General features: G+C 46.1%; 23 protein-coding genes and 3 tRNA genes. 18 read left to right on the top strand and 8 right to left on the bottom strand.

Annotated elements, in window-relative coordinates:
• The first annotated feature begins 67 nt into the window (after positions 1–67).
• The 4 genes from L2096_RS14720 to L2096_RS14705 all read left to right on the top strand — a co-directional run bounded on the left by L2096_RS14720 (position 68) and on the right by L2096_RS14705 (position 3,124).
• Entirely contained in the window at positions 68–859 is a 792-nt protein-coding gene (locus L2096_RS14720; protein WP_250365737.1) for a thioesterase family protein, read from the top strand.
• Positions 860–966: 107 nt separating this feature from the next.
• Positions 967–1,554 carry a CDP-diacylglycerol--glycerol-3-phosphate 3-phosphatidyltransferase gene (gene pgsA, locus L2096_RS14715; RefSeq protein WP_004932427.1) on the top strand — a complete coding sequence of 196 codons (588 nt, stop codon included), beginning with the start codon at positions 967–969 and terminating at the stop codon, positions 1,552–1,554.
• Positions 1,555–1,663: 109 nt separating this feature from the next.
• Entirely contained in the window at positions 1,664–2,512 is an 849-nt protein-coding gene (locus L2096_RS14710) for a bifunctional transcriptional activator/DNA repair enzyme AdaA (RefSeq protein WP_048765393.1), read from the top strand.
• A gap of 3 nt (positions 2,513–2,515) precedes the next feature.
• A complete protein-coding gene (locus L2096_RS14705) occupies positions 2,516–3,124 on the top strand; it encodes an alpha-ketoglutarate-dependent dioxygenase AlkB family protein (protein ID WP_250365736.1) in 609 nt (202 codons plus the stop codon).
• A 32-nt stretch (positions 3,125–3,156) separates the two neighbouring features.
• On the opposite strand, the gene L2096_RS14700 is transcribed toward L2096_RS14705, so the two are convergent.
• Entirely contained in the window at positions 3,157–3,933 is a 777-nt protein-coding gene (locus tag L2096_RS14700; protein WP_250365735.1) for an IclR family transcriptional regulator, read from the bottom strand.
• 453 nt (positions 3,934–4,386) lie between these two features.
• Here L2096_RS14700 and L2096_RS14695 point away from each other — a divergent pair, with 453 nt between their 5' ends.
• Genes L2096_RS14695 through L2096_RS14685 form a run of 3 tightly spaced genes read left to right on the top strand, consistent with a single transcriptional unit; the run spans position 4,387 to position 7,727 of the window.
• Complete coding sequence (locus L2096_RS14695; protein WP_250365734.1) at positions 4,387–6,477, top strand: FUSC family protein; 2,091 nt, start codon at positions 4,387–4,389, stop codon at positions 6,475–6,477.
• Positions 6,470–6,679 carry a DUF1656 domain-containing protein gene (locus L2096_RS14690; protein WP_004932438.1) on the top strand — a complete coding sequence of 70 codons (210 nt, stop codon included), beginning with the start codon at positions 6,470–6,472 and terminating at the stop codon, positions 6,677–6,679. The genes L2096_RS14695 and L2096_RS14690 overlap by 8 nt, the downstream gene beginning before the upstream one ends.
• Positions 6,680–6,713: 34 nt before the next feature.
• A complete protein-coding gene (locus L2096_RS14685; protein WP_151977759.1) occupies positions 6,714–7,727 on the top strand; it encodes an HlyD family secretion protein in 1,014 nt (337 codons plus the stop codon).
• 39 nt (positions 7,728–7,766) lie between these two features.
• Here L2096_RS14685 and ruvX read toward each other — a convergent pair whose 3' ends face one another.
• The 3 genes from ruvX to recN all read right to left on the bottom strand — a co-directional run bounded on the left by ruvX (position 7,767) and on the right by recN (position 10,534).
• Entirely contained in the window at positions 7,767–8,210 is a 444-nt protein-coding gene (ruvX, locus tag L2096_RS14680) for a Holliday junction resolvase RuvX (protein WP_250365733.1), read from the bottom strand.
• Positions 8,203–8,757: a YqgE/AlgH family protein gene (locus tag L2096_RS14675; RefSeq protein WP_004932445.1), complete on the bottom strand. Its 555-nt coding sequence runs from the start codon at positions 8,755–8,757 to the stop codon at positions 8,203–8,205. The genes ruvX and L2096_RS14675 overlap by 8 nt, the downstream gene beginning before the upstream one ends.
• Before the next feature lie 115 nt (positions 8,758–8,872).
• Positions 8,873–10,534 (bottom strand): DNA repair protein RecN, encoded by a 1,662-nt coding sequence (gene recN, locus L2096_RS14670; RefSeq protein ID WP_004944003.1) that lies wholly within the window; start codon positions 10,532–10,534, stop codon positions 8,873–8,875.
• Between the two features lie 125 nt (positions 10,535–10,659).
• Here recN and L2096_RS14665 point away from each other — a divergent pair, with 125 nt between their 5' ends.
• From L2096_RS14665 to L2096_RS14650, 4 genes are all read left to right on the top strand, one after another.
• A complete protein-coding gene (locus tag L2096_RS14665; RefSeq protein WP_250365732.1) occupies positions 10,660–11,964 on the top strand; it encodes a tetratricopeptide repeat protein in 1,305 nt (434 codons plus the stop codon).
• An 84-nt stretch (positions 11,965–12,048) separates the two neighbouring features.
• A complete protein-coding gene (gene ppnP, locus L2096_RS14660; protein WP_004932453.1) occupies positions 12,049–12,375 on the top strand; it encodes a pyrimidine/purine nucleoside phosphorylase in 327 nt (108 codons plus the stop codon).
• A gap of 101 nt (positions 12,376–12,476) precedes the next feature.
• Entirely contained in the window at positions 12,477–13,223 is a 747-nt protein-coding gene (gene rlmB, locus L2096_RS14655; protein ID WP_004943999.1) for a 23S rRNA (guanosine(2251)-2'-O)-methyltransferase RlmB, read from the top strand.
• 37 nt (positions 13,224–13,260) lie between these two features.
• On the top strand, positions 13,261–14,190 hold the full coding sequence (locus L2096_RS14650; protein ID WP_004932459.1) for a DMT family transporter: 930 nt from the start codon (positions 13,261–13,263) through the stop codon (positions 14,188–14,190).
• On the opposite strand, the gene coaE is transcribed toward L2096_RS14650, so the two are convergent.
• The 4 genes from coaE to pilB are packed head-to-tail and all read right to left on the bottom strand — an operon-like array spanning position 14,166 to position 18,593.
• The gene (gene coaE / locus L2096_RS14645) at positions 14,166–14,765 is read right to left on the bottom strand and encodes a dephospho-CoA kinase (protein WP_250365731.1); all 600 of its coding nucleotides are present in this window, start codon (positions 14,763–14,765) and stop codon (positions 14,166–14,168) included. The genes L2096_RS14650 and coaE overlap by 25 nt on opposite strands.
• Positions 14,766–14,767: 2 nt before the next feature.
• Positions 14,768–15,628 (bottom strand): prepilin peptidase, encoded by an 861-nt coding sequence (locus L2096_RS14640; protein WP_250365730.1) that lies wholly within the window; start codon positions 15,626–15,628, stop codon positions 14,768–14,770.
• A complete protein-coding gene (locus L2096_RS14635; protein WP_250365729.1) occupies positions 15,628–16,854 on the bottom strand; it encodes a type II secretion system F family protein in 1,227 nt (408 codons plus the stop codon). The genes L2096_RS14640 and L2096_RS14635 overlap by 1 nt, the downstream gene beginning before the upstream one ends.
• A gap of 23 nt (positions 16,855–16,877) precedes the next feature.
• A complete protein-coding gene (gene pilB, locus L2096_RS14630) occupies positions 16,878–18,593 on the bottom strand; it encodes a type IV-A pilus assembly ATPase PilB (RefSeq protein ID WP_119689887.1) in 1,716 nt (571 codons plus the stop codon).
• Positions 18,594–18,856: 263 nt separating this feature from the next.
• Between pilB and tpiA the strand changes: the two genes are divergently transcribed.
• The 7 genes from tpiA (at position 18,857) to nusA (ending at position 23,114) form a co-directional block, all read left to right on the top strand.
• Positions 18,857–19,654 (top strand): triose-phosphate isomerase, encoded by a 798-nt coding sequence (tpiA, locus tag L2096_RS14625; RefSeq protein WP_004932474.1) that lies wholly within the window; start codon positions 18,857–18,859, stop codon positions 19,652–19,654.
• A gap of 9 nt (positions 19,655–19,663) precedes the next feature.
• Positions 19,664–19,993: a preprotein translocase subunit SecG gene (gene secG / locus L2096_RS14620; RefSeq protein ID WP_151796092.1), complete on the top strand. Its 330-nt coding sequence runs from the start codon at positions 19,664–19,666 to the stop codon at positions 19,991–19,993.
• 56 nt (positions 19,994–20,049) lie between these two features.
• Positions 20,050–20,134: transfer RNA gene (locus tag L2096_RS14615), tRNA-Leu, on the top strand.
• A 490-nt stretch (positions 20,135–20,624) separates the two neighbouring features.
• Positions 20,625–20,701: transfer RNA gene (locus L2096_RS14610), tRNA-Met, on the top strand.
• An 87-nt stretch (positions 20,702–20,788) separates the two neighbouring features.
• Positions 20,789–20,865, top strand: a tRNA-Met gene (locus tag L2096_RS14605).
• Positions 20,866–21,069: 204 nt separating this feature from the next.
• A complete protein-coding gene (rimP, locus tag L2096_RS14600; RefSeq protein ID WP_004932478.1) occupies positions 21,070–21,594 on the top strand; it encodes a ribosome maturation factor RimP in 525 nt (174 codons plus the stop codon).
• Between the two features lie 35 nt (positions 21,595–21,629).
• Positions 21,630–23,114 carry a transcription termination factor NusA gene (nusA, locus tag L2096_RS14595; protein ID WP_004943981.1) on the top strand — a complete coding sequence of 495 codons (1,485 nt, stop codon included), beginning with the start codon at positions 21,630–21,632 and terminating at the stop codon, positions 23,112–23,114.

The raw sequence follows: 23,114 nt of genomic DNA, 5'->3' as shown, positions 1-23,114 counted from the left end.
TCATCTCCCATTTTAGTTTGTTTAAAATCGGTCACAATAGCAGCGAAGAAAAAACAAGAGTGAACTTATGTTGCTAAACGATGCATCACCACAAGTGAATCACCGCAAGGATATTCAGATTTCATCGGGCTGGTCGCAGGGACGTACCATCTACGGTGGACTGGTTGCCGGTCTATTAATGCAAAATGCACTGGATGTGGTTGCCAATCCACATCAACAAGTTTTAAGTTGCAGTGTAACCTTCGTCGGGCCAGTGAAGGAGGGTGCGGCACAGTTAACTGCCGAGATCTTGCGTAAGGGAAAGTCGGTCACGACCATTGAAGTACGACTGTGGCAGGCAGGTGCGGTTCAAAGTATTTTGCTGGCAAGTTTTGGCGAGCCGCGTTCGTCTGAAATTGTGGTGCATCAGTTACCAGAAGCTCCCGATTATTTGTTGCCAGCGCAACTCTCACGAATGCCTTACGTGCCCTTAATGCCCGAATGCTATCAGCAGTTTGATTTACGCTGGGCCGAAGGGCATTATCCGATTAGCAATAAACTGCCCGATTTTGGTGGATGGTGCCGATTTGACCCTGAGCTACATGCTGAAGGTGCATTTAATGTGGCCGACTTATTGATTTTAATGGATATCTGGCCACCAGGGGTATTGCCGATGTTTCAGCAAATTGCACCGGCTAGCTCGCTGACTTGGCACTTAAGTTTTGTTCGCCCGATTGAATATGCTTTACATGACTGGTTTAAATATAAAGTGGTGACGCAGCACGCCGCGTTTGGTTATGCCACCGAATATGCGCACTTGTGGGATGCACAAAATCGGTTAATTGCGATATCTAGACAGACCGTTACTGTCTTTGCGTAGTCGACACTGTGACACATTTCGTATAAAGTTGGCGGTAGTTAAACATGCATGAAACCTTAATTTGCCATATTGGCATGATCTAATGAGGGGCCTCACAGGCGGTGTCTATGACAACAGGTCGAATCCTGAATATCCCAAATATTTTAACACTTGCTCGAATCGCCCTAATCCCGGTATTTTTGATGTTGGCCTATTGGCCACCAGCCATTGGGGTGAATTTTCATGAGGGGAGTTTTTTACGGCATATCGTGCTGACCGCGATTTTTATTTTGGCGGCAGTGACCGACTGGTTCGACGGCTATTTGGCGCGCGCGCTGAATCAGACTTCGGCGTTTGGTCGTTTTCTGGATCCGGTGGCAGACAAGCTCATGGTGGCATCGGCGCTGATTGTTCTGGTGCAATGGCAACCTACCATTTCTATGGCCTTTGCAGCGATTGTCATCATTTCCAGAGAGATTACCGTATCGGCACTACGTGAATGGATGGCCGAGCTAGGCGCCAGAACCAATGTTGCAGTGTCGACGGTAGGGAAATATAAAACAGCGTTTCAAATGATTGCGATCAGTGTATTTCTGCTCAACTGGAAGCCACTAGATTTACTGGCGTATGCCTTGCTTTATACCGCGGTTATCCTGACTTTATGGTCGATGTTTATTTATCTGCGTGCCGCATGGCCGTATCTGAAACAGCCTTAAATTAAAGACCTTTCTTCGTGAAAGGTTTTTTTATGGCCAAGTGCAAGAATCGGGTCGATTGCTTGCACCAAGCTGGGATAAAGTACTTCAAGAGCAGGAGAAGAGTGCGATGAAAACTTTATCGACAGCGCAGTTTACGGTGATTGCCGAGGTGATTGCGTATTTATATAGCCATGCATCACAACAGCCCAGCCTCGAAGAAGCTGCCGCTCAGGTTGGCTGGAGTAGCAGTTATTTGCAGCGCCAGTTTCAGGCATGGGTTGGCATTAGCCCCAAAAAATTTATTCAGTACATCAGTGTGCAACATGCCAAAGCCTTGCTCTCACAACAGCATTCGGTGCTCGAAACTGCCCTAGAGACTGGATTATCCGGTACTGGTCGCCTGCATGATTTATTTGTGCATCTTGAAGGTGTATCTCCAGGAGAGTTTAAGCAACTAGGTCATAACATCGAGATTGATTACTCTTACGAAGCGACGCCCTTTGGCGATATTTTTATTGCCAGTAGTGCGCGTGGAGTTTGTTCTGTCCAGTTTGTACTCAATGAGCAATCAGCGTGTCCACTCACAACCTTGGCACAGCAATATCCATACGCGCGTTTTCAAGCCCATTCGCGCCACTGGCACACACAAATCGCACAGTGGATTTGTGGTGATTTAAGCGTGAGCCTGTCTCAGAAAATTCCGCTGCGTTTACGTGGTACGCCTTTTCAGCTGAAAGTATGGGAAGCGCTCCTGAAGATTCCAGCAGGGCAACTTTACAGCTATCAGCAAGTGGCTGAACATATGGGACAACCTTCGGCCGTTCGGGCCGTGGCCAGTGCAATTGCTAAAAATCCAATTGCTTATCTGATTCCCTGCCATCGGGTGATTCGCGCGTCGGGCGTTGTCGGGGAGTACCACTGGCACACATCACGTAAATTAGCATTGCTATCTACAGAGCTTGCAATGGTGAGATGACACATGACCTTGGATTTATTCGCTCCTGAGCCGCGGCAGAATATATTGCCTTACGATGGTGATGTACAAGACTACGGGTGTATTTTTAGCCCTGATGAAGCCGACGCTTATTTTCAGTATTTGTTACAGCACTTACACTGGCGTCATGATGAAGCCAAGCTGTATGGAAAGCACTTTGTGACCGCAAGACAGGTGGCGTGGTATGGTGATCGACACTATCGCTACAGCTACTCGGGCGTGATTCGAGATGCATTGACTTGGGACCCTGAACTCCTAAAACTCAAGTATCACCTTGAGCAGTTGCTGTCAGAGCGCTTTAATTCGTGCTTGGCCAATCGTTATGAAGAAGGCACACAGGGAATGGCATGGCACAGTGATGGCGATATGTCGCTGGCCAAAGAAACCACCATTGCATCACTGAGTTTTGGTGCAACACGGAAATTTTGTTTCCGGCATATGCAGAGCAAGGAAAAAGTCGAGTTGCATTTGCAATCGGGGCAATTGATCGTGATGCGGGGGCAAACCCAGCAGCACTGGCAACATGCGCTCATGAAATCACAAAAAGTTATACAGCCACGAATCAACCTGACTTTTCGCCAGTTTCTGCTTTAAAGGGTTAGATCACTGTAGATGATGACAGTCGCTTAGGTGTGTTCAATTTGAGACAAAGCCAAAAATTTCTGCTCAATTTGAACTGCGTTGGTTTGCAAAATCTCAATCAGTTTTTCGATATTGATAAATTCAAAGCGATTTTTGGAGGCCACCAAGGTCAGCGCCATGGGCGATTCTTTGCTGTTGGCAAATTTGATCGGAACTGAAAGCCCGGTTACCAACGGATTGAGCTCGCCGTGAGAAATATAATAGCCATCTTTTTTGATTTTTTTCATACGCTGTAAGAAACCTTCTTCGTCATGGGCAAAATCGACATCGGCCAACTGGCTAGAAAAGCGCTGATAGTAATCTTGAATCTGGCGTTTACTGAGCTGCGCCATAATGACTTTAGGTGAAGACCCCATATAGACCGGGCGTGGACAGCCACGACCATAAGACAGTAAGTCGGCGTTTCGAAACACTTCGTGATGGACATCGATACAATAATCACGGTTCAAGTGGGTCAGTAAGCAGCACAGTTCGGTTCGTTCGGCAATTTCGCGCATAAATGGGCTGCTGATTTGTACAATCGGGTCGGTGGTACGCGAAATATAATCCATGACCGCAATTTTAGGGCCCAGCGTATAGTCACCTGAAGTACCACTGATGCGCTGTAAAATTTCGCTCGACACCAACTCCTTTAAATAGCGATAACCCGTCGGTTTTGACAAGCCCAGCTCATCACAAATCGTATCGACATTAATGACGGGACGATGAACCGAAAATAAGTCGAGAACTGTCAATATCTTACCAAAACTTGAAAGCGCCATGATGAACTACTTCACTAAATCATACTGAGGAAACGAACCGAAGATTCTTTATAACAAATTGCCTATCATCTTGCAGCGATATTTCACTGAGAGGATTAAATTATCCAAAATTGAACTAAAAAAGTGCAATAAAAATATATTAATTATCATAATAAGATATTTTGTTGACGTATTATGTTTTTTTTGAAACAATATTTGAACCAAAATATCGAATCAAGAAATTTCTGATTGTCGTTTTTTGCGTTTTTCTTCTCTTTCTTCTTCCCTGAAAGAATCTAAAGGTCTGGATCTTCCTGCTCCAGATTAGGCGGTGAACCGCCTTTAAAGAATGTTGAATATTATTTTGATTCGTCAGAACAATAGTAAAACATTTGTAGTCATCGTTATCGTTTTCGATCTAGGCCATGTGGTGGGGTTGTTGAGCACCGCTGTGTCTGATGTAGAGATATATTCATGCTTTGGAAACAGATCTTGGCGTTTCGGCCCAGTCGAATGGATTTGATTTTTGCCGTCAAAACCTTTATCGCCATGATGCTCGCGCTCTATATTGCCTTTTCACTGGATTTGACTTATCCGATGTGGGCCGCGGGCACCGTCATTATCATTGCACAGCCTTATGCGGGTATGGTGTCGTCTAAAGCACTGTATCGTTTATTGGGTACGGTCGCTGGTGGTGCGGTCGCGATCTTTCTCACACCGCACATGATCGATATGCCGATTCTGTTTACCTTCGTGTTGTCGCTCTGGATCGCACTGTGTTTGTATATTTCCCTGCTCGATCGTACACCGCGAAGCTACGTATTTATGCTGGCCGGATACACCACTGCCATGGTGGCCTGTAGCTCGATCAACAGTATTGATACTTATAGCGTTTTTGATATGGCTTTAAGCCGGGTTCTGGAAATTTCGGTGGCGGTGATTTGTAGTGCTGTCGTTTCTGCCACAATTTTTCCAGCGCATCTGGGCACACAACTGCAACGCCGAGTACAAAAAACTTTAGACGATACCCGCGAAGCATTCGAACGTATTTTGACAGATGAACAGCATAGCAGTCAGTACACGCAATTGCTTGCAGGTGTAGCACGTGATACCTCCGATATTCATGGCTTGGCTGTACATTTGGCCTATGAACGAGGCGAATTGCGAGGCATGACCAAACCGTTGCAAGAGCTGTTACACCAGATCACCATGATTGTGGCCAATCTGGTCTCGATGTCTGAGCGTATCGCACAAATGGATGAGCTGGATCTACGTTATCGTCAGGTTTTGCCGCAGCTGCATACGCATGTGGTTCGCTTTTTGCGTGAGCAGCAGGATATCCAAGACGATCAGCTAGATCATTTACCTGCCGAATTTACAACGGATTTTCAGCACTTATTCGAGCTGATTCATCCTTCGCAGCGGGTGATGTTGCAGGCTTTTCAAATGGATGTGCGTCATTTTATTCAAAATGTCATGACCATCAAACTCCTCTGGACGCGTATCCAGCGGGGCGATAAACGCATTCCGGATCGGATTGCAGCACTCACGACACAGTATCCAAGTTTACATCGTGATCACGGGATTGCTGTGCGCAGCTCGATTGCAGCAGGTATTGCAACGGCAGCCTCGTTTTTGCTCTGGATTTATAGCGGCTGGCATGCCGGTTATATGATGGCGCAGCTCACAGCGGTGAGTGCCTGTATTTTATCGACACTCGATAATCCTGTGCCTGCGCTTAAGCTATTTATTAAAGGGTCGATCTTATCGGCTGTGTTAACGGTGTTTTATGCCTTTATCATCATGCCGGAAGTGAAAGAATTTTGGCAACTGGCCTTTGTACTGGCACCGATGGCCATTTATTTGCTGTCGATGTTTCCGCAGCCTGCATTGATGGGATTGGCACTGCCGATGCTGATCAACTTTGTGATGAGCTTGAATTTGCAAAACCATTATGCAACCAATGCGGTAGTGCTCATGGACACGGCCATGGCAGGCGTGATGGGGCCGATTATTTCCATTTTAGCGATCCAGTTTATTCGTGCGATGTCTCCCGAGACCAGTGCCACACGCATTTTGGCGTTACATTATAAAGCAATGCGCGAAGCTTTATATTTGCCTTATGGGGTTCGCTTTCGGGTTCATCTACGCAGCATGCTTGATCGCATCGGTATTTTAAATACCAAAATGGTGCAGTCTGATGAGCTGAAGCAGGCGATGAATCGTGCGCTGATTGAAGCCAGTGCTGTGGTGAATTTGAGCCGTATTGCTGAAGTACTGCACGGTGATACAGGCTCTACCGAGTTAAAACGGGCGTTATTTCGTTTTCAACAGTTACTCGATCGGGGCTTTAAAGATCAGGAAAAACAATTAGAAACACCACAGGCTTTGCAAGAGAAATTACTGGCACAAATACAACAGATTGAAACGGTATTGGCAAATGAGCCGAACCTCAGCTTAAAACAGCGTATTGACGTGAGTATGAACAACATCCGCAGCAGTATTTTTCATGCGCAGCAGAATAAACCAGCCGCGCTGATGTCTAAAGGGGAAAGCAATGGGTGAGTTTAATGCATACGGGGTGTACTTTCCGAGCTTTCTGATTCAGGCCATTTGTGCCTTTATCGTCTTTAAAATCGTAACGCGTGGAACCGACCGCCTCATTGCAGCAGGCTGGATTGGATTTCCCGGTGTGTTTAACCTGTGTTTATACATCATCCTGTTGATGGGCATGCACTGGATTTTTCTTTGGCAGTTTGGTCGATGACAGCATCGTTACTAAGTGAAATTGGAACAACGCAATGAGTAAGGTAGATTTACGCAAATTCGTTCGACCCGTGGTCACACTGATCATGGTGATTGTCGCGGTTTTTGTGATTGTGCATTTGTGGAATTACTACAATGCCTCGCCATGGACACGTGACGGGCGAGTGCGTGGCGATGTGGTTCAGGTGTCTTCAGATGTATCAGGACTGGTCACTGAAGTCTTGGTGCACGATAACCAGAGCGTCAAGAAAGGGCAGGTGCTATTTAAAATCGATGTGGCGCGTCAGCAACTCGATGTTGAACAGGCACGATCAGATTTGGCCAAGGCCAAAGCCGGGCTGGCACAGTCACAAGCCAACCTGATTGCTGCAAAGGCCAACTTAGCCAAGACTCAAGCCAATATGGCTTTAGCCGAAAAAAATGCAGCGCGTTATTCAAGTTTGCTCGATGGTGCAATTTCCAAGCAGGAACAAGATCAGGTCTATGCCACACGTGATCAGTCACGTGCCGAGATTGCCCAGATGAAAGCATCTATTGAACAGGCCGAAGCTACCATTACGGAACAAAAATCGTTGATTGATGTGGCCCAAAGTAACTTAAATCTGGCGCAGCTCAATCTGAATCGCTCACAGGTGGTGGCACCAGCAGATGGCACCTTGTCTAACTTCGATTTACAGGTGGGAAATTACGTTAAGACGGGGGACGCAGTAGCCGCCTTGGTCGACCGTAAGCAGCTCTATGTGGTGGGATATTTCGAAGAAACCAAACTCAATCACATTCATGTAGGCGACAAAGCCGTGATCCAGTTGATGGGAGATGATCAAAAAATCAAAGGTCATGTTCAGGGGGTTGCATCGGGCATTGAAGATCGTGAGCGTTCGACCAGTTCAACCTTGCTGGCCAATGTCAATCCGACTTTTACTTGGGTCCGTCTGGCACAGCGTGTACCGGTCAAAATCGTACTTGATGAAGCGCCTCACAATCCATTGGCGTTTGTGGCAGGACGCACTGCGACAGTCAGTATTGTCGAGTCTGAACAGCAAAAGTGAGTCTTAAAAAAAGGCTCCTCAAAATGTGGAGCCTCAGTATTAAGGCGTGATACCTGTTGGGTTGTGATACCAGCTTTGAATTAAGAGTCCCGCAGCCAGACTATCGGCCGCCACCCCTTTGGCGCGCCCCTGACTGTGGTAATGATCGAGTTCATCGCGTGCTTCACGCGTGGTTAAACGTTCATCGACCATCCATGTGGTGATATTGGTTTGATGGCGTAAGCGTCTGGCAAACTTACGTGCGCGTGCTGAAAGCTCCGACTCACTATCATCCATATTCAGTGGCAAGCCCACCAAAAATAATGTGGGTTTCCACTCCTGAACGATTTTAAGCAGTTGCTCCCAGTTGGGAATGCCGTCTTTCATGGGAAAGAGAACCAAAGGCGTGCTGCTTTCGATGGCCGCCTGACCAATGGCAATTCCCATTTTTTGAGTGCCAAAATCGAATGCCATAATCATGCTGTGTGTAGAAATCTCAGGCATGACCAATCTCGGATGATAACCAGTTCCGATCGACGCCGAGTTTTTTATACGCAGCGTCCCAACGTTCGTCATAAGGTAAGTTAAAAATCAGATCCATATCGGCGTCGCAGACCAGCCAGTCGCCACGAGAGATCTCGTCTTCAAGCTGGTTTTTTGTCCAGCTGGCATAACCCAGCGCAATTTGATAGCGGCCAACCCCTTCGTTATGCGCAATCGCGTCCAAAATATCTTTACTGGTGGTAATGCATAGGTTTTCGCCTACTGCAATCGAGGAGTGCCATACGGGTTGACCGGTATGTAACACGAAACCAGCCTCCGGGCGCAATGGCCCACCTTGCAAAACTTCATGCGGCTGTACGTGATCGGCATCGATGTCCAGATCATTGAGTAACTCACGAACCTGAATGCCTGATGGCCGGTTGATGATCAGGCCCTGAGCACCATCACCGTCATGACGTGCCAGATAAATCACGGTATTTGCGAAAAAATCATCGGCCATTTCTGGAGGGGCAATCAGACAACGGTGTGTCAAATATTGTTTGGTCACCTAGACGCTTCTCCTTTAAATCGGTCGCTTTGAAAGATAGATTCTTCTTATCAACATACAAGAGTAAATGGATTTCGCCAATCATTTTCCATGATTTATTTCTATGACCAAATCTCTAGGCATGCTGGAATTTAAGCTGTCTTAACTGTCTGGCGTGCTGTAACGTGGTTTCATTAATTTCCACACCGCCAGACATTCGGGCCAGTTCAAGAACGCGTTGTTGTTCATCGAGTTCGATGATGGTGCTGCTGGCGGGATCGGTTTGTTGTTTCTTGACCAGCAGATGTTGATCGGATTGAGCGGCCACTTGGGCCTGATGGGTGATACACAGTAACTGCACATGCTGCGCCAGATCGGCCAGTAGCCGTCCGACCACTTCGGCTGTGCCACCGCTAATACCCACGTCAATCTCATCAAACACCAAGACTTCGGCTTCGGTTTTCTCCGCATTCATCACTTGCATCACCAAGGCGATGCGCGACAACTCGCCGCCTGATGCCACACGCGCAAGCGGTTGGGGTGGAATCCCTTTATTTGCTGTAAAAAGTAGTTGAATGAAGCTTAAGCCCTCGGCAGACGGTTGCTCCAGCGGTTCAAACTTAAATTCGAAATGTGCCTCAGGCAAGGCTAAAGGTTTCACTTGCTCGGTCAGCTGTTTGGCCAGTGGTTGTGCGGCTTCACGACGGATCTGATCCAGATATTCAGCTTTTTCCAAGAATTCCTGATGGGCAATGTCGACTTGCTCGGCCAGTGTTTCAGGGTCTTCAAGTTGATGTAATTGATCTAGCTCAAGTTGCCATTGTGCATAATCCTGTTTGAGCTGTTCAGGCTGAGTGCGATATTTACGGGCCAGACGATGAAAGACTTCCAAGGTACTGTTGAGTTCTTCCATACGTTCTGGATCGAAGCTTTGGCGGTCGATAAACTGGCGTAAATTGGCCGTGGCATCGTCGATTTCACTTTGTGCATTGAGCAATGAATTATAAATTTCAGACAACTGCTCACTACGACCAGCATGTGACTCAAGCCGACGCAGTAACGAGGCCAATTCTTGGGTAATATTCGGCTCAGCCTCATCGAGTAAATTTAGACCATAGCCACAATCTTGCATGATATGTTCATGATGACTCAGTCGATCAAATTCTTGTTCAAGCTCTTTGTAGTCGATTGCGACTATGTCTTCAAGTTCTTCAATTTGTAATTCCAGTGTGGCGATGCGCTGCTGGCGGGTGGCCTGTGCATCTAGTGCCGCTTGATGCTGACGAATAGTATTTTGCCAGTCATTGTAGGCCTGTTTTACTGCATGTGCGGGCGTGTAAAAGTTGTAGTAACGATCGAGCCAGTGTTTGGGATAGGGCGGTTCAAGTAATTGTTGCTGACTATGCTGACTATACAGTTGTACCAGCAAGCGCCCCAACTCACGTAGTTCAGACAAGCTGCTCGGGCGGCCGTTAATCCAGGCTTTGCTCCGGCCAGTGGCGAAAATGACGCGACGCAAATGAATTTCACCGGAGTCATCATCGAGTTCATGCTCTTTGAGCCATTCGGCCTCTGCGCTGTGTTCGCGATAACTGAAAGTTGCGGTGATATCGGCTTTTTCTGCCCCATAGCGCACGTAATTGGTGTCGGTACGCTCGCCCAAACTTGCTGATAAGGCATCTAAAAGCAATGATTTTCCAGCCCCTGTTTCCCCGGTCAGAACGTTAAATCCGTGTTCAATATCCAAGGCAAGGTGATCGGCCAAAGCAAAATTGATAAGAGTTAAATGTGTCAGCATAAACGCATCCAAGGCGCCAAGAGTTTTTTGTTTAAGATGTTTAAGATAGTGAACTTTTGGACTTGTCACAAGAGATTCGTTATTCTAAGTCCATTATAAGAATAGCAAGATTTGTCAGTCAGAAAATGAAAATACGTCTTCCCATACCTAAACCTGTACAAAAAAGTGCGCAATCGCCAAAAAAAGTAGCGCAGCTCAATCAACAGCTTGCAGCACTATCGACACAATTTCGTCGTGCAAGTGCGGCAGCAGATTATCAGCTGGCCTATGAGCTGGTACGGCAGGTGATTGATCTTGTGCCTCAGCATCCGGTGGCCTACATGGATTTGGCCTACACAGAACTTCAGTTAAAGCGTTATTTAGATGCTTATGCGCATTATCAGCACGCCATTACGTTAAGCAACGGATCTGTCGATCCCAATATTTATGACGGACTTTGTGAAGTCTGTTTTGCGCTTAATCGCGCGCAAGACGTGCAGCACTTTGGCCGTCTTGCCATTGAGCGTAAACAGCAACAGGCAAGCCAAGAACCAAAATTGACACTGCCACAAGCAGCACCCGAACGCTTTCTGGCAGAAAATCCTAACCAGAATATTATTTCATTTTCATTATTTGGAGATCATCCGCGTTATTGTGAAACCGCAGTGTTAAATGTTATTCGAGCCAAAGAACTCTATCCAAATTGGCGCTGCCGCTTTTATGTCGATGATTCAGTGCCGACGCCCATTTTGCAGCGATTAAGCCAGCATGGTGCACAGCTCATTAAAGTGACCGAGACTCAGGCTCAGATTTCAGGGTTATTCTGGCGCTTTTTGGTGATGGACGATCCGCAAGTCAAACGCTTTTTAATCCGCGATGCCGATTCACTGATTTCACCGCGGGAGGTTGCAGCCGTTCAGCAATGGCTGGACAGTGACCGCTGGTTTCACCTTATGCGAGATTACTATTCGCACACCGAATTAATCTTGGCGGGGATGTGGGGTGGATGTACAGGTGTTTTTCATCAGGTTGAAGCTTTGATTAGTGATTATATTCATTCCGGACGTTATCTGAATACGCGGGTCATGGATCAGCATTTTTTACGTTATTGTATCTGGCCAACCTTATGTCAGAGTGTTATGACTCATGATCGATATGGATTTGACCCTTCTGCCGAAGCATTTCCAGGCGATCAAAAGCAAGATACGCCAGTAACACTGACCCGACACGCGCATGTGGGAATGAATGAATCGAGTGCAGTGGTCAACGTAACTGTGCCTGATTCAATGGCCCGTCAAATCCAATGGATTTTATACAACAATAAAAAGCAAATTGTGTGTCAGTACCGCGCCACGGTGGATGAATCTGGATCAATCGATTTACATTTGCCAGAATTATATGCGGCGCAGATCCGTGTAAAGGCATGGAATTTGCAGATTTATCCTGTTTAAAACTGATTGATTAGTTATTTCGCCACAATTAAACTACATCTGTCATTACCTCATATAAATGCGACATTTTTTGGAGACGTACGCATGAGTTCTACTCAATTTGATCACGTGAGTGTGATTAAAAAATCAAATGTATATTTCGGTGGTTTATGCATCAGTCACACCGTTCAGTTTGAAGACGGTACAAAAAAAACATTAGGTGTGATATTACCGACTGAACAGCCACTGACATTTGAAACCCATGTTCCTGAGCGTATGGAAATTATCTCTGGCGAATGTCGCGTAAAAATTGCCGATAATACTGAAAGTGAATTGTTCCGTGCCGGACAATCGTTTTATGTGCCTGGAAATAGCCTATTTAAAATCGAAACTGACGACGTATTAGATTACGTTTGTCATTTAGAAGGCTAACTCATCGGCTGTTAAATCAGTTAAAATGGTCGCGTTAAAAAATCCTGTGAAGCTGGCTTTACAGGATTTTATTTTTTTATCTGTGCTTTTAGAGGGTCACCATGGCTAAACCAGAATATTATTATGGCGTTCATTCGGTGGAGTCATTGTTGGAGTTGGAGCCTGAGCGGGTTTTGACCCTGTTTACACTCAAAGGCCGAGATGATCAGCGCTTGCAAAAAATTTTAGAGCTGGCCGAACCATTTGGGATTAGTGTACAAAAAGCCAGCCGTGACAGCTTGGAAAAACTGGCTGGTTTGCCGTTTCATCAAGGCGTGGTGGCTGCGGTACGCCCACATCCGGTGTTAAATGAAAAAGACTTAGATCAATTGCTCGAGCAGCAAGACAATGCCTTGATTTTGGCTCTCGATCAGGTCACCGATCCGCATAACCTTGGTGCATGTATCCGTACGGCGGCGGCGATGGGCGTGGTGGCGGTGATTGTCCCGCGTGACCGTTCTGCCGGACTCACACCCACTGCACGTAAAGTCGCTGCTGGTGGCGCAGAAAAAGTGAAGTTTATTCAGGTTACCAATTTGGCACGTACATTGGCGCACATTAAAGCGCAGTTCTTTGTCAAAGTTGTGGGCACTATGCTGGATGAAAAAGCATTACCTTTACAAGAGTGTGATTTTTCTGGAAACGTTGCCATTGTGATGGGGGCTGAAGATACGGGTTTACGTCCGATCACGCAGTCGCAATGTGACCAAACCGTGTATATCCCAATGTCGGGAAATCTTCAAAGTTTAAACGTGAGTGTAGCCACAGGAATGGCGCTCTATGAGGCCTGCCGTCAACGTTTGGTTTAAGCGTTAAATTCGGCATTGTCAAAGGTTAAAGATTGCCATGTCACCCAGATTACAAGGGTACGGTTATGTGGCCATTACCATGTGTATTTGGGGTGGCTTCACGATTTTTTCTCGACTCAATGCCCAGTGGCATATCAGTGCTTGGGACATTGTGGCAATGCGTTTTGCAATCGCCTTTTGTCTGTTGGTGCCTATACTGATCTACAAAAAAGACTGGGCCTTTTTATGGCAGCCCAAAGCCATGATTTTGGCGCTGATTGGCGGTGTGGGCTATTGCCTGACGGTTTATAGTGCGTTTTTGTATGCACCCGCCGCGCATGCCGCGATTTTTTTAAATGGCACCATGCCGTTATGGACAGCCATTGCAGCCTTTGTGCTGTTCGGGCAACCCTTTGACCGCCATACATGGCTGAGCTTTTGCATTATTCTGGCTTCAATTGGCCTGATGAGCGTATTGATGCTTCGCCAAAATCATAGTGGTTTTGGCGTTGGTGATGTGCTTTTTGTATGTAGCGCAATGTGGTGGGGAGTTTTTACCATCTTGCTCAAGCAATGGAAGCTGAGCGCATGGCATGCCATGACCAGCGTAGCCATCTGGTCGACATTATTTTATTTACCCGTTTATGCGTTGTTTCTGCCCAAACATTTTAATCAGGTTGAGCCGCTTCACTTAGTGGTGCAGGGGCTGTTCCATGGCGTATTTGTGGTGATTTTGGCCACACTGACCTATATTGCCGCGATCGAACGTTTAGGTGCGTTTAAAGCAGGCAGTATCGTCAATTTGGCGCCATTTTTGGCGGCATTGATTGCTGTTCCCTTACTTCATGAGCCGCTGAGTTTATCGCTTTTGTTTGGTCTAATTGGAATGGGAATAGGCGCGTTGCAGCCGTGGCGCTGGCGCTTGAAAGACACGCTCACCCGAGAGCTTGAAAAGCAGAAAAATCAATCAGGTGAGCGTGTTAAATAATCGGTGTGTAAACGCATCAATTGCTGATACAGCTCATCGAGCGTACCTTCATTGTGTACCACATCATCTGCGCGTTTTAATTTTTCAGAACGCGGCATTTGTGTGGCTATAATTTTCTGGATCTGTTCGGTCGATTGCGCATCGCGTTGACTGGCTCTTTTCAGTTGGGTGGCTTCGCTCACATCGACCAGCAGATTGCGATGGGTCATTCGATCTTGACCGGTTTCAAACAATAACGGCGAAACCAGAATCACATACGCACTCTGTGCCAGTTGCAACTGCGACAAAATCGATTGTCGGATGATAGGGTGGGTAATGGCTTCGAGCTGTTGGCGTGCCTCCGGATGCTGAAAAATATAGTCACGTAAGGCGCGGCGATCCAGTTGACCGTCTGCCTGCAAAACCCAGTCACCAAAGTGCTGTGCAATTTTTTCCAGTGCGGGTTGTCCCGGTTGAACAACTTCGCGTGCGACCACATCGGCATCGACCACATCAATGTCTTGATGTTCAAACCATTGGCTGGCAGCCGATTTACCACTTCCGATTCCACCTGTAAGTCCCACGATGTACGGCATACTCATCCTCCTAGATATACCCGCATAATTGCATCTCCCCATAAAAAGGCAATCCAGCCCGCAATGGCAATAAAGGGACCAAATGCAAAAGGCTGATTTTGCTTGCGAATACGCAAAAGTACAACACCAATAATCGCCCCCACAAACGACGACAACAGCACAATCAGCGGCAGCATTAGCGGCCCCATCCAAGCCCCCAGCGCTGCCAGTAGTTTGAAATCGCCGTATCCCATGCCTTCTTTTTTGGTGAGCAGTTTAAACAGGTAATACACCACCCATAAACACAAAAAGCCGATGACATAGCCCCAGATGGCCTCATTGGGAGAAACATACACATGCGCGCTATTGATGGCCAAGCCTAATCCTGCAAGGGTGAGGGTATAGCGATCTGGTAAAAGTTGAGTATCAAAGTCGATAAAGGTCAGCGCAATTAACATCCAAGTGAGCACTAGCCCAAACAACATTTTAAGCGTTGGCCCCAAAACCATCAGCACAGTCAGTGAGGTCAGCAGCGTAAGCAATTCAATGGCGGGGTAGCGGATTGTAATCGGGTGGTCACACGCATAGCATTTCCCGCGTAAAGCCAGCCAGCTTAGCACTGGAATATTGTGATACCAGCGAATTGGCGCACGACAATGCGGACATGAAGATGCAGGTGAACTTAGACTGAGCTTTTCGGTTTCAATTACGACCTGTTCTGGATGCAGCAACAACTGGCATTCTTGTGTCCATTCCTGCTCCATCATTTTGGGTGTGCGGTAGATCACCACATTTAAAAAGCTGCCAATACACAGGCTTAAGATACCAATCGCGAGATAAAGCGCAGTCGAATTGGTAATAAAATACGAGAAGATATCAGACATTACACCACTGAACCCATTTGGAAAATCGGAAGATACATCGCAATCACCAGACCACCCACTAAAATGCCCAAAATTGCCATAATCAAGGGTTCCATCATCGATGTAAGACCGTCTACTGCGTGATCGACTTCACTTTCATAGTAATTCGCAACTTTGTCCAGCATTTCATCTAGTGCCCCGGATTCTTCACCAATGGCCACCATTTGAATGGCCATCGTGGGGAAACGATTCGACACGCGCATGGCAAAATGAAGCTGCTGGCCTGTAGACACATCGTCACGAATTTTAAGCACAGCACGTTCATAAATACTGTTATTGGTTGCACCTGCGGTAGATGCCAGCGCATCAATCAGCGGAACACCCGCTGCGAAAGTGGTGGCAAGGGTACGACTATAACGGGCAATAATGGCTTTATAGACCAGATCACCTACAATCGGCAGACGAAGCACAAGTTGATCTAGATGATCACGAAAAGTTTTGCTGCGTTTACGTGCCTCTAAAAAGCCAGCAATGACCGCACCGATAATGAAAATGAGCAATATCCAGTAAGACTGCATCCAGTTGGACATGTTCACCACCATCTGGGTAAAGGCTGGTAAGTCGGCGCCAAATGAGGTAAATAAATCTTTAAATACCGGAACCACTTTCACCATCAAAATAATGGTCACCACGATCGCGACCATAATCACCATGGCCGGATACTTCATGGCTTTTTTGATTTTTTGCTTTAATACTTCACTTTTTTCTTTATATACCGCAACTCGCTCTAGCATGGTTTCAAGCGAACCCGATTGTTCACCCGACTCAATTAGGGAGCAAAACAGATTATCGAAGTGCTGCGGATACTTACGCAGCGCACCAGCAAAAGTATTACCTCCTTCGACATCTGTTTTGAGTCCGAGTACCACCTCGCGCATGGCAGGATTATCCAAGCCCTCAGCGACAATTTCAAAGGCCTGCACCAGCGGCACACCTGCTTTCATCATGGTTGCCAACTGGCGAGTAAAAATCGTGATATCGAGCGGTTTAACTTTTTTCTTAAATAATCCTTCAAGCAGGTTGCGGCGCTTTTCACGAATGGTTCGAATGGTAATGCCTTGTTTACGCAAAGTGACTTTGGCCAATGCCATATTACGGGCAGAAAGCTCCCCTTTAAGTTTGATCCCCTTGCGATCAATACCTTCATACGCGAAAGTGGGCACTGTTTGTACTTTTTTTGCTGCCATCAGATGATCCTTGCTTTGCCCCGTTATTCTTCATTCGTCACACGATTGACTTCCTGTAACGATGTGACCCCCTGCATCACTTTTTTTAAGCCAGAACGGCGTAAGTTGCTAAATCCAAGCTGTTCAGCGGCTGCTGCAATTTCAAGTGCATTGCCGTCTTGCATAATAATTCTTGAGATTTCCGGTGTAATTTTCATGACTTCATAAATGCCCACACGTCCTTTGTAGCCCTCTCGGCATTCTTTACACCCTACCGGTTCATAGATCTGAAAGTCTGGAGCATCTAAATCGGTTTCGGTAAATCCCATTTCGAGTAAACTGGCACGTGGCACGTCGATACGCCGTTTACACTGATTACACAGGCGTCTGGCAAGGCGCTGCGCAATCACCAGATTGACCGAGGTGGCGATATTAAAGGTCGCCACCCCCATGCTTCTCAGGCGTGTCAGTGTTTCGGCAGCGTTATTGGTATGCAGTGTCGACATCACCAAGTGACCGGTTTGAGCCGCTTTAATGGCAATCTCTGCGGTTTCTAAATCACGAATTTCCCCCACCATAATGATATCAGGGTCTTGACGTAAAAAAGAGCGTAATGCCGCAGCAAAGGTCAGGCCGACTTTGGGATTTACATTGACCTGATTAATACCTTCAAGATTAATCTCGACTGGGTCTTCGGCGGTAGAAATATTGGCATGTTCGGTATTGAGAATATTTAAGCCGGTATACATCGATACGGTTTTCCCCGAGCCTGTAGGGCCGGTAATCAGCAGCATGCCTTGTGGTCGATTCAGCGCTTCGGTAAACAATGCTTTTTGCTCAGGCTCGTAGCCCAGTGCATCGATACCCAGCATCGCGCTCGCAGGATCCAGAATCCGCAGTACAATCTTTTCACCAAATAGGGTCGGTAGGGAGTTGACCCGAAAATCGATGGTTTTGGTTTTCGACAGTTTCAGTTTAATACGACCATCTTGCGGAACACGCTTTTCCGAAATATCCATTTGAGACATCACTTTCAAACGCGAGGCCAGTCGGGTAGCCAGTTGTAAGGGTGGTGTTGCAATTAAACGAAGTACACCATCGACCCGATAACGGACCCGATACATTTTTTCATAAGGTTCAAAATGTAAGTCTGATGCATTCATACGAATAGCATCAATCAGTAATTTATTGATGTATTTGACCACCGGGGCTTCATCTTTACTGATTTCGTCATCGTCGTCGTCATCTGAAGTGGGGGAATTCACCTCCAGATCCAGATCAAAATCTTCGGTGTCAAAGTTAAAACGGCTATCTTCGGGGAAATATTCGTTTAACAGTCGCTCAAGCTTATCGTGCTCTACAATAATCGGTTCGACTTTGAGTTTGCTGTTAAAACGGATGGCATCCATCGCTTCAAGATTGGTCGGATTGCAGGTCGCGACATAGAGCACATGCCCACGATGAACCAACGGCATTACACGATACTTGCGAATCAGCTTTTCATCGATACGATCTTTGAGAATCAGCGCAGGATCAAAAACATCCAGATCAAATAGCGGTTCGCCAAACTCGACCGAGATGGTTTCAGCAATGGTGATCGGGGTAATGGCATAATGGTCGATCAAATAAGGAACAATATCTTGCTTGTTTTTTTTGGCGCTCTCTTGAGCCATTTGCATGTCGTGTGCATCAATATGACCTTCTTCGACAAGGCGCCGAATGAATCCTGAAAATTTAGGTGATGCGGTAACTAATGACATGGGACTGCCTTGTAACATTGATATCATTATAATTTGTATATAGAAAATTATACGGCGCCACAGAAAAAATACCACCCTGTACAGCCAGCTTTCCATACAACAACGCGTCTATTTTGTTACTGGGAATTGTTGAATTGTCTTGTATCTAACAATTATGGTGCAAAAAGGTCGATCGCTTTACACATGCGATGTAAAAGAAATCATTCTAATTTCGCTTAAAATCCGTGTAGAATGAGCTGCATTTTTGAAGAAAGGTTAGCAATATGTCGGGCTCGACTATTATTCCTTGGGTTGTCGGCAATTGGAAAATGAATCCTCAACAATCTACTGCCATTCAACTTGTACAACAATTTAAAGATTTATTAAAGCAACAGCCAATTTCTGAGCAGCACTGTCATATTGGTGTGGCGCCAATCTCAATCGCCTTGACGCGTATTCAAAGCGAGCTGGCCAGTGCGAACCGTGCAGTGGCAACCGTTGCCCAAGACGTCTCACGATTTGCAGGCACAGGCGCCTATACTGGCGAGGTCAGTGCAGATTTACTTACCGACAGTCAGATTCAGTATGTTTTGATCGGGCACTCTGAGCGTCGCGAACTGCTCGGTGACCAGGTTGAAATTTTAAAACAAAAAATGACGCATGCCTTACAAGCAGGTATGACGGTGATTTATTGCGTCGGTGAAAGCCTTGAACAGCGTGAGCAAGGGCAGGCTGAGCAAGTGGTGTTGCAGCAAATCTGTGATATCGCCTCTGTGGTCAGTGCCGAGCAATGGCAGTCGCAAATCGTGATTGCATACGAGCCAATTTGGGCAATTGGAACAGGGCGGACGGCATCACCAGAAGATGCACAAGCCATTCATGCCAAAATTCGTGAAGGTTTATGTCAGATTACCCCAGCAGGCGCACAAATTGCGTTACTTTATGGTGGTAGTGTTAAACCTGAGAATGCAGTAGAGTTGGCGGCCTGCGCTGATATCAATGGCGCTTTGGTTGGCGGGGCTTCCCTCAATGCCGAATCATTTTATCAAATCGCTCAGGCATTTGCCCAAACACAACAATAGGAGGTCAGCATGCATACATTTGTGTTGGTTGTACATATCATCTTGGCCGTTATGATTATTGGTCTCGTATTGATTCAACACGGTAAAGGCGCTGATGCCGGTGCATCTTTTGGTGGCGGCGGTGCTGCAACCGTATTTGGTGCTTCAGGTTCAGGTAACTTCCTGACCCGCGTGACGGCAATCTTAACGGCATTGTTTTTTGTGACCAGTTTAAGCTTGGCCGTCTTTGCGAAAAAACAAACTACAGATGCTTATAGCTTAAAATCTGTACAGACAACAAGCTCAGCTCCTGCAACAACGCCTGAAACTTCGCCAAATGCACCTAAGTCGAGTCAATAATTGAAAATTGCTCTTTATTTTTGTGTAAGAAGCGACTAGAATTCCTGCCACAAGCTGCGGTGGTGGTGGAATTGGTAGACACGCTACCTTGAGGTGGTAGTGCTTTCGGGCGTGGGGGTTCAAGTCCCCCCTTCCGCACCAATCTTCAAGTCATTTGATGATTGGTGTATGCAGCAGTTGAAGGAGTCGCATTGAATGCGAACATCCTGAGATTAAAAAAAGGTATCTTTTATAAGATACCTTTTTTTGTTTGTGTAAATTAAAAATATAACCCTAATTTCTTGTTAGGTGCTGATCAGAAGATGATGCGCCGTGTAACGGGATCTGATCTTAAGAATTACACATCAAAATAAATCAAAACCCGAAATAGCCCCCAACATCCTTAACACCAAGAAAATGTGTGCTTGTCAGATGGAAAATCTCGATTTTGAGTGTAAATTGTGCGGTGTTGTTCGATAATTGGGCGTTTGGTGAGTGTAAAGCTGAATAATCGGAATCATTGGTTGACAGGGTGGGTTTAACTCTCTATAGTTCGCTTCACCAGAAAAGTTGCACTGTTTGTGAGACACACAACAGGCTAAGATGTTAAAAATCTTGGTGCAAACTTTTTGCCACACAAAGTGTGTGTTGATGCGGGATGGAGCAGTCTGGTAGCTCGTCGGGCTCATAACCCGAAGGTCGTTGGTTCAAATCCAGCTCCCGCTACCATTTTCAATTTGAGTTGCAAAGTCAAATTGGAGCATTGGTTGAAAGATTGACTTTTTTCAATGAATGTATATAATGTTTGCACGTTGATGCGGGATGGAGCAGTCTGGTAGCTCGTCGGGCTCATAACCCGAAGGTCGTTGGTTCAAATCCAGCTCCCGCTACCAAGTTTCTAAGAGGGCTCACAGATAGGTGGGCCTTTTTGCACAGTGGATTTTAGGTTGCTGTGCAAAAATATAGGGGCGATTAACGCCCTTTTTTATTGGCTATCGTGTAGTGTCGACATCAATTGGTCAAATAGTCATGCTTCACTATAGTAAGTCTGAATCGGTCAAAGGACCGATTGAATCGCACAAAAATGACGAGAGTAAATGAAGTTATCAAACAAAACCCAAGCACTCCAAGATCTAATCGCTCCTGCAGTGCAAGCCTGTGACGTCAATCTTTGGGGAATTGAATTTATTCCACAAGGCAAGCGTTCATTATTGCGTATTTTTATTGATAAGCCCGTAGATGAGACTGCTGAACCTGTTGTAAATGAAGACGGGGAAACTGAGCTCGGACGTGGTATTGGCGTTCAGGACTGTGTTCGTGTGACCCAGCAAGTGGGTGCCATCTTGGACGTTCATGATCCGATTTCAGGTGAGTATGCACTTGAAGTTTCATCACCAGGTTGGGATCGACCGTTTTTCCAGCTTGAACAAATGTCTGCATATATCGGACAACAAGTCGCTCTGAGATTAATTAGCGCTGTCGAAAATCGTCGTAAGTTCCAAGCAAAACTGTTGCTCGTAGACCTTGAAAATGAAATGATTCAAGTAGAAGTGGACGGTAAGCATGTGCTTGAGATTGATAGTCATAATATCGACAAAGCAAACTTGATCTATCAGGACTAAATTCATTTAAATTAATAAGAATCTGTAGGTGACTTATGAGCCGTGAAATTCTTACCGTTGTAGAAACGGTTAGTAATGAAAAAGGTGTTAGTCGTGAAGCGATCTTCGAAGCGCTAGAACAAGCTCTTGTTGCGGCAACGAAGAAAAAATTCTACGAAGGCACAAATGCAGAAGAAGCGCAGTTGCGTGTTGAAATTGATCGTAAAACAGGTGACTACCGCACGTTCCGTCAATGGACACTTGTGGCCGATGAAGATCATGAAATGCCAGCATGTCAAGACGCGATTTCTGATGTTGATTCATCAAAATGGTCAATTGGCGATGTGCGTGAACTTGAAGTAGAGTCGATCGAATTTGGTCGTATTGCTGCTCAAATTGCCAAGCAAGTGATTGTACAAAAAATCCGTGAAGCAGAACGCGCACTGATTGCAGATGCTTACGAGTCAAAAGTGGGTGAGCTCATTTATGGCGAAGTGAAAAAGCAAACCAAAGACGGTTTCATTATCGATCTAGGGGACAATGCAGAAGCGTATTTGGCACGTGAAGAAATGATTGCCAAAGAAATTTTGCGTCCTAAGCAACGTGTTAACGCAATTTTGTACAGCGTAAACCGTGAAGGTCGTGGTGCGCAGTTGCTCTTGTCACGTGCACGTCCTGAAATGCTGATGGCATTGATGAAAAAAGAAATTCCAGAAATTTCTGAAGAAATTATTGAGATTAAAGCAGCGGCACGTCAGCCGGGTGTTCGCGCAAAAATTGCCGTGAAAACCAACGACCATCGTATCGATCCTGTTGGTGCATGTATTGGTATGCGTGGTACGCGTATCCAAGCGGTTCAGCAAGAACTCAACGGCGAGCGTATTGATGTCGTGGTATGGTCAGACGATCCAGCACAATACATCGCAAGCGCGCTTGAGCCAGCTGATGTATCGGGCATCGTACTCGATGAGGATACACGCAGTGCCGATATTATTTTTGCAACCAATGATCAGTTGGCGCGTGCAATTGGTTCACAAGGCCAGAATGTACGTCTTGCATCTGAATTAACTGGTTACAAACTCGACATGATGCTTGAAGAAGAGTATCGTGCTCGTCAACAAAATGAAGCACAGCAGTATTTGGACATGTTTGTCACACGTCTGGATATTGAAGAAGATCTCGCAATGGCGCTGGTTGAAATGGGCTTTACTTCTCTTGAAGAAATTGCTTACGTACCACCAGAAACCTTTGATGAAATTGAGCTTGATCAAGAGTTGGTTGAGTTACTTCAAAGCCGTGCAAAAGAAGCCGCATTAACAGATGCATTAAAACAGCAAGAAAATGTTCAAGAACCAAGTCAAGAACTTCTCGAAATGGAAGGCATGACTCGTGAGCTTGCATACGCTCTTGCAGCACGTGGTGTCGTGACAGTTGATGATCTTGCCGATCAAGCAACCGATGATATTTCTGATATCGAAGGTCTTGGTCAAGAAAAAGCAGGTCAACTGATTATGAAAGCACGCGAATCTTGGTTTAATTAA

Origin of the sequence: Acinetobacter sp. ACZLY 512, assembly GCF_023614015.1 — a bacterium.
GTDB lineage: Bacteria > Pseudomonadota > Gammaproteobacteria > Pseudomonadales > Moraxellaceae > Acinetobacter > Acinetobacter soli.
The sequence above is the reverse complement of the archived record's forward strand: the minus strand, read 5'-3'. Positions and strand labels throughout refer to the sequence as shown.

Coding starts and splice junctions, on each gene's coding strand:
- L2096_RS14695 (WP_250365734.1), top strand. CDS start 4,387: ATGCTTTGGAAACAGATCTTGGCGTTTCGGCCCAGTCGAATGGATTTG.
- rimP (WP_004932478.1), top strand. CDS start 21,070: ATGAAGTTATCAAACAAAACCCAAGCACTCCAAGATCTAATCGCTCCT.
- coaE (WP_250365731.1), bottom strand. CDS start 14,765: ATGCCGTACATCGTGGGACTTACAGGTGGAATCGGAAGTGGTAAATCG.
- L2096_RS14690 (WP_004932438.1), top strand. CDS start 6,470: ATGGGTGAGTTTAATGCATACGGGGTGTACTTTCCGAGCTTTCTGATT.
- nusA (WP_004943981.1), top strand. CDS start 21,630: ATGAGCCGTGAAATTCTTACCGTTGTAGAAACGGTTAGTAATGAAAAA.
- ppnP (WP_004932453.1), top strand. CDS start 12,049: ATGAGTTCTACTCAATTTGATCACGTGAGTGTGATTAAAAAATCAAAT.
- tpiA (WP_004932474.1), top strand. CDS start 18,857: ATGTCGGGCTCGACTATTATTCCTTGGGTTGTCGGCAATTGGAAAATG.
- ruvX (WP_250365733.1), bottom strand. CDS start 8,210: ATGCCTGAGATTTCTACACACAGCATGATTATGGCATTCGATTTTGGC.
- L2096_RS14705 (WP_250365736.1), top strand. CDS start 2,516: ATGACCTTGGATTTATTCGCTCCTGAGCCGCGGCAGAATATATTGCCT.
- L2096_RS14650 (WP_004932459.1), top strand. CDS start 13,261: ATGTCACCCAGATTACAAGGGTACGGTTATGTGGCCATTACCATGTGT.
- L2096_RS14685 (WP_151977759.1), top strand. CDS start 6,714: ATGAGTAAGGTAGATTTACGCAAATTCGTTCGACCCGTGGTCACACTG.
- recN (WP_004944003.1), bottom strand. CDS start 10,534: ATGCTGACACATTTAACTCTTATCAATTTTGCTTTGGCCGATCACCTT.
- pgsA (WP_004932427.1), top strand. CDS start 967: ATGACAACAGGTCGAATCCTGAATATCCCAAATATTTTAACACTTGCT.
- rlmB (WP_004943999.1), top strand. CDS start 12,477: ATGGCTAAACCAGAATATTATTATGGCGTTCATTCGGTGGAGTCATTG.
- L2096_RS14720 (WP_250365737.1), top strand. CDS start 68: ATGTTGCTAAACGATGCATCACCACAAGTGAATCACCGCAAGGATATT.
- L2096_RS14700 (WP_250365735.1), bottom strand. CDS start 3,933: ATGGCGCTTTCAAGTTTTGGTAAGATATTGACAGTTCTCGACTTATTT.
- L2096_RS14665 (WP_250365732.1), top strand. CDS start 10,660: ATGAAAATACGTCTTCCCATACCTAAACCTGTACAAAAAAGTGCGCAA.
- L2096_RS14635 (WP_250365729.1), bottom strand. CDS start 16,854: ATGGCAGCAAAAAAAGTACAAACAGTGCCCACTTTCGCGTATGAAGGT.
- pilB (WP_119689887.1), bottom strand. CDS start 18,593: ATGTCATTAGTTACCGCATCACCTAAATTTTCAGGATTCATTCGGCGC.
- L2096_RS14710 (WP_048765393.1), top strand. CDS start 1,664: ATGAAAACTTTATCGACAGCGCAGTTTACGGTGATTGCCGAGGTGATT.
- L2096_RS14640 (WP_250365730.1), bottom strand. CDS start 15,628: ATGTCTGATATCTTCTCGTATTTTATTACCAATTCGACTGCGCTTTAT.
- secG (WP_151796092.1), top strand. CDS start 19,664: ATGCATACATTTGTGTTGGTTGTACATATCATCTTGGCCGTTATGATT.